The 5,935-nt window shown below is 39.2% G+C and carries 6 protein-coding genes and 1 tRNA gene; 5 read left to right on the top strand and 2 right to left on the bottom strand.

Going from position 1 to position 5,935, the window contains the following annotated elements; all coding sequences use genetic code 11:
• Positions 1–285: 285 nt before the first annotated feature.
• Positions 286–357: transfer RNA gene (locus XEN7305_RS11810), tRNA-Met, on the bottom strand.
• A 93-nt stretch (positions 358–450) separates the two neighbouring features.
• On the opposite strand from XEN7305_RS11810, the gene XEN7305_RS11805 reads away from it, so the two are divergent.
• From XEN7305_RS11805 to XEN7305_RS11785, 5 genes are all read left to right on the top strand, one after another.
• Complete coding sequence (locus XEN7305_RS11805) at positions 451–963, top strand: GNAT family N-acetyltransferase (RefSeq protein ID WP_006509657.1); 513 nt, start codon at positions 451–453, stop codon at positions 961–963.
• 186 nt (positions 964–1,149) lie between these two features.
• A complete protein-coding gene (locus XEN7305_RS11800) occupies positions 1,150–2,094 on the top strand; it encodes a hypothetical protein (protein ID WP_006509656.1) in 945 nt (314 codons plus the stop codon).
• A 30-nt stretch (positions 2,095–2,124) separates the two neighbouring features.
• Positions 2,125–3,096: a DUF1822 family protein gene (locus XEN7305_RS11795; protein ID WP_006509655.1), complete on the top strand. Its 972-nt coding sequence runs from the start codon at positions 2,125–2,127 to the stop codon at positions 3,094–3,096.
• A gap of 48 nt (positions 3,097–3,144) precedes the next feature.
• Positions 3,145–3,885, top strand: coding sequence for a hypothetical protein (locus XEN7305_RS29010; RefSeq protein ID WP_006509654.1), 741 nt, complete (start codon positions 3,145–3,147; stop codon positions 3,883–3,885).
• Entirely contained in the window at positions 3,812–5,599 is a 1,788-nt protein-coding gene (locus tag XEN7305_RS11785) for a CHASE2 domain-containing protein (protein ID WP_158500394.1), read from the top strand. The genes XEN7305_RS29010 and XEN7305_RS11785 overlap by 74 nt, the downstream gene beginning before the upstream one ends.
• 14 nt (positions 5,600–5,613) lie before the next feature.
• Here the strand turns inward: XEN7305_RS11785 and XEN7305_RS29005 are convergent, their stop codons facing one another.
• Positions 5,614–5,751, bottom strand: a complete 138-nt coding sequence (locus XEN7305_RS29005; protein ID WP_158500393.1) for a hypothetical protein — start codon at positions 5,749–5,751, stop codon at positions 5,614–5,616.
• Positions 5,752–5,935: the final 184 nt, after the last annotated feature.

The following is a 5,935-nucleotide window of genomic DNA, read 5'->3' as shown; positions in this document are numbered from 1 at the left end:
CTAGCCGCCAGTATAGTTGCAACGAACATTTCGCTCATGGCATTGTAATTTTTCTAGGTTACAATAGCTTAATTTCTCAAAGTTATTTTCGTAACCATAATTTTTTGACTGATGTTAGGATGGATTGAAAGGAGCAGGAGACTCGTAAAGTACTAAGTGAACGACATAAATTTGTCACTAGCAACTTAACGACAACAATCGGTCTCTACGACGCATAAATTAGTCCCAACGACGCCAATCTGTCTCCAACGACAAATAATTAGTCACTGTACATGTACAAAAAAATGCCAGGGGGGAGAGTTGAACTCCCGACCAAGAGCTTATGAGTCTCCTGCTCTACCACTGAGCTACCCTGGCGCACTCAGAAGATTATAATTTTTTTCCGTTCTCAAAGCAATCATTTTCAAAATAATTTTTTATTATGACAGTGATAAGCAGTCTTCAATCCAGATGAAAATTAGAAACTATCTACCAACTGACTTTCAAGAGATCGCAGATATTTATAACCAAGCGATCGCTTTAGGGGGCATCACGATGGATATTCATCCTTATACGGCTCAGGATATTGGGGCGATCGCAGCAAAATTTAACCGTCGAGAAACTATTTTAGTTGCCGAACAGGATACTCAAGTGATTGGTTGGGGTATCATTAAGCGCTACAGCGATCGCCCGGGATATCTGATCTGTTGTGAGACTTCGATTTATTTGAGCTTTGCTTCCACCGGTCAAGGGTATGGGCACTCGCTGCAACATGCTTTGCTCGAAAAGGTACAAGCCTTTGGTTACCATCATGTAGTGGCTAAAATTCTGGCGACTAATCCTCAAAGCATTAAATTCCATCAGAGATTTGGCTTTGAAATCGTTGGTATTCAAAAAGAAATTGGCTATTGTCAGGGCAAATGGTTAGATGTTGCTATTATGCAGCTAGTTTTTCCCCATATCACCCCTCAGGTTGGAAAATAAATTTTTTTAACCTAGACCCTAAACCAGTCTTCACGAGCAAATAAACTCCCAACTCATCTAAATAAGAATTATTCTGATTTAAGTAAAGTTTTATTGCGAAATGCATAAATCATCTCTTTTTCTTGAGAGTTAAAGACAGAGGGTATCTGCATTATTTTGATTTCCCCGGTGAATCAATAGGTCAATATGAGTTCTGCTCCCAGATTAAATGCTGACGACAGCAAAAACCGAGAAAAAACACTAAAAAAACTTTTTCAACAGTTATATCAACAAGATTGCTCCCAACAAACACAAGAGCATTTGGTGAACAAAATTGTGCAATTAGTTTTACTTTCTCGCACTTTTTGTCGTAAGTATCAGGGTCAATCTTTATTTGGAATTTATCGCAAAATTTATGATCAAGTGAAATTACAGCTTGTCAAAGATATTATTCCCAAAAATCCCCGATCTGTAATAGATGAGTTGGGGACGATCTCTTGGCAACGGGAAGTAAAAATCAAAGCTTTTAGGAATGTCTTAGATGATAATAAACTAAAACAATTGGCCCTAGCTGTACAAGGCTTTAAGCCAAATAGTGAATTAAGAAGTTATGCCTTAAAAGAACTCATTAGAGCCATTAAAATATCAGGAAAGCTATGTAAACCCTATAAATCCCGATTTTCTCCAGAACTTTACCAGGTTGTCTACGAAGAGGCCCTAATGGAAACCTTTATGTATATTTGCACAAAAATTGATAATTATGATTCGGAGCGAGGCCAAAAGAAATTCATGAATTGGGTGAATTTCAAGCTCGAAAAATCATTTTTAGCTTCTTGCGATCAGTTGAAAATTTACCAAGAATGCCAATTTTTTGAATCGTCTGATCTAGAAAAAATTCCTACCCCAACCAACACTCCTTCTCTGGCAGAATCTTTGGTCAATTATATCAAAAAAGATCCTGAACAATTATTTGCCCAGTCTTATATAAAAGGTAACCCCAATGCCAATTTTCGGACTATTGCTTTAGGTCGAATCTCTGGTCAAAGTTGGCAAGAAATGGCTCAGCAGTTTGACATTTCTATCTCAACACTGAGCAGCTTTTATCGGCGAAGTTGCCAACGCTTTAAGTCGATTTTAGAAAAAAAGATATAAGTAACTATTAAAATTGTTGGAGTCCAAATAATGAGCCTCATGTTATCAGCTAAACCCGTCAAAGTCTGCTTTATGATGTCTACCAGAATTTGCGCAGAAAAGTTTCGGCGTAAACAAAGTGATCCAAGAAAAGCTAAGCAAGTTTATCTCAACACTCTAGCTGTCGCCGCCGTTGAACATTACTTAAACAGTCTAGGATGGGTGACCAGCCATGAGCAGAGCGATAGTTGGAATCCTATTATGCAAACTTTGATGGATGTAGCTGATCTAGAGGTCGTTAACTATGGAAAGATTGAATGTAGAGTAGTTTTATTAGACCAACAGGAATTGATTGTCCCCCCCGAAGTCCAGTCGGATAGGATTGCTTATATTGCGGTTAAGATAAGTTCATCACTGAGGAAATGTGAGCTATTAGGGTTTATTCCCGAAGTCACAGCTGAGTCAACATCTTTAGCCCAATTGCATGGGATAGAAAATCTACCCGCTTATCTTCGAGAATACAAACAGTTACAAGATGATAAAGTATCGGAATCCATTACTAGATTAAGCCAATGGTGGGAGGGTATCGTCGATGGTGCTTGGCAATTAGTGGAGCAAATATTTCCTCCGAATACGGCTGGATCTTTTAGGAGTCCCCATCAATTACAAGAGTTACCCCAATCCTCTATAGATAGACTATCTCAGGGAGTGAGTCGGGTAAAATTGCTCGATTTGGGACAAGGTAATAATACAATACCGATCGCTTTAATATTACAGTTGGTAAATAATGCTCAGGGAGAAATCGATATTTCTGCTAAAATCTGTCCCATCAATACTAGTCTTTATCTGCCTCAGGGATTGGAAATCATGATATTAGATGATTCTCAAAGATCTGTTTTGCAGGCAACGGCTCGTAATAATAATGAGAACATCGAGTTTTTGTTTAGTGGGCAATCAGGAGAGTTTTTTAGTATTAAAGCTTCTCTTAACGAGAGTCATATAGTTGAGACTTTTGTCATTTAAGGTTTTAACTGACTGGGCTGATAATTATTGCTTTAAATTTAGTTGAATATGCCGAGATTAGCGTTTTTAAAGATAATTGGGGATTTTGATACCGGATTTATCGTTAATCTAGAAATTGTTGGGGAAGATAATAGTCGACAGATGGTGAAATCTGGGGCCTTGCCGACCGCCCCTGAACTGCTGAATTGCCTTCGGATATGGCAAATGCAGTATCGAAAATTGGGAAATAATAATAGTCGGATTATCGGGAAGAAAGTTATTGCGACTTCTGCGAAATCAAATCAGTTGACCCCCTGTGCTAAGCAATTAGAAGTGTCTTTTCGACAGTGGCTGCGATCGCCTGAGTTTCAGAATGTCAATTTAAGATTGCGAGAAGTATTAAATACGAAAGACGATATTAGAATCTGGTTATGTAGTGACAATAAGGATCTGCATCAATTGCCTTGGTGCACCTGGGGTTTTCTGGAGCGGTATGAAAAAGTTGAGTTGGCCCTCTCTCAGTTAGATTTTGATGAAATAGCTGAATTTTCTCCTTCCAAGAAAGTTTTTAAGGTCAGAATTCTGGCAATCTTTGGCAACAATAAAGGGATTGATCTCGAACCAGATCGCAAGCTTTTGAGTGGTTTATCCGATGCTGAAGTGGTTTTTCTGGTGGAACCACAACGCTCAGAATTATACGAGTATTTGTGGGCAGGATCTTGGGATATTGTATTTTTTGCCGGTCATAGTCATAACGATTGGGCAACAAGGAATATTGTATCTGAATCAAGAGGATGCTCTCTCAATTGAAGATTTAAAATATGCTCTGAAAAAAGCCATCAGGCATGGTTTGCAATTAGCTATTTTCAATTCCTGTGATGGTTTGGGCTTGCTCTACGAGTTGGGTAAATTGTCTTTGCCTAATGCGATCGTCATGCGGGAACAAATAGTTGATGAAGTTGCCCATAAGTTTTTACAATATTTCCTGGAAATTTATGCTCAAGGCCATTCTCTTCCTATGGCCACTCGCCGAGCTAGAGAAAGATTACAAACCTGGGAGCAAAAATATCCTTGTAGTAGTTGGCTGCCAGTTTTATATCAGCATCAGTCAGCAGTTTCCCCTCTATGGAACGACTTAAAAGTTGGCTTCAATAAACATAAATTTACTATTACCTATCGCGAGCCAAAACGCGAGCCAGAAATTAGGATTCCCCAACCTCAGGTTATAAAGCGATCGCGTGGGTTCAATTTATTATTGGTTTCTGGGGTCAGCACCATTACAACTATCTTGGTTTTACTTTTGCAAACTTGGGGATTGTTACAGAAATGGGAATTGCAGGCTTTTGACCAAGCTCTTAGTCGAAGAAATGCTGAACCTGCCGACAGCAGATTTTTAGTCATTACTGTCGATGATCAAGACATTGCCTATCAACAAGAACAGGGCATGACGCGGCAAGGCTCTCTTGCTGATGCTGCTTTATTGGAGTTACTCAATAAAATAGAACCTTTTGAACCCAAGACTATTGCTTCAGATATTATTCACGATTTTCCTTTTGCTCCAGAATTAGCGCAGAAAATTGAGGATAGTGGTAATTTCTTGGGAATTTGTCGAGTGGAAAATAGGAAATCTAAGTTTGAGGGTATTAGACCGCCTCAAGAATTATCCAAGAATCATCTGGGCTTTAGTAATATCGCGATCGATTCTGACGGAGTGATTCGCCGTCAAATTATTGGGATGACTGGTAGTGAAATTTGTCAGAGTGATATTTCTTTGAGTTTAAGACTAGCTCTCAATTATCTAGATGGTTATGAAGTAAAACGAGACCCAGATTCAAGAGTTTTGATCATTGGCGATACGCTCTTTCCCCGTTTTAGTGCTTCTAGTGGAGCTTATAATTTGCCAAATGAAGAAAATGGCAGCTACCAAATATTGCTCAATTATCGTTCATCACCTCCTCCCAAAGTTTCTTTACGGAAAATTCTTCAAGGCCATAAAGATGCAGAATTAGCTGAAATGGTCACGGGAAAAATTGTTTTGATTGGAGTCAAAGAGCTTAATGCGGATTTGTATTACACTCCCTATAGTCAAGGTTTAGAGAGCAAGAAAACATTCGGAGTTTTCATTCATGCTCAAGCAGCAAGTAATATTATTAGTGCCGTGCTCGATCAAAGAAGCCTGATTTGGTGGTTTCCTGACTGGATTGAAGGTTTTTGGATTGGTTTGTGGGCTATTGTTGGTGCGGGAATTGCGATCGTCTGGAATAGCACAAAAGGTAGAGCGATCGCGGTTTTTCTGGCTTTCATCATTTTATACGGATGTTATTATTTTCTGCTGACTCTCGCTAGTGGCTGGATTTTGTTGATTGCACCAGTCATCGCCTTGGTAATATCTCCTTTCCTAGTTAATATTGTCGCAGAAAAAACCAAACTCCAAATGCGACAAAAACCTGCCTCTACAGGATTAAATGGTAATGATAATTCTCGTAGTTCTGAATCAAAAATTGCCGAACGAGTTTATCGATAGCTTTAACTCTCTGATTAAGAGGGGAAATCATCGGTAATTTGCTCTGGTGTTGTTACCGTAATTTGTGGTCGATCTCGAAACAGACTTAATTTTCCCGTGACATAAGCATAGCTGCGTCTGGGATGGCTGGCATCACTGCTAAGGTAGCGCATCTGTAGGAGATTTAACAGAGTCTGTCCTTCTGCACTAGCTACATCAGGAATAAATATGTTGAAAGGCTGCTGTTGAGAACCTATCCTAATCAGGGCGCGATCGCCTGTAATACTAAATCCGATTCTGAAAACACATGTTTAGATGGGAAAATCTAAATGGACTCAAAACCTTCTGCCCTCTGCC

The sequence above is a fragment of the Xenococcus sp. PCC 7305 genome, assembly GCF_000332055.1.
Lineage (GTDB): Bacteria > Cyanobacteriota > Cyanobacteriia > Cyanobacteriales > Xenococcaceae > Xenococcus.
This window is presented reverse-complemented; position numbering and strand designations above follow the sequence as displayed.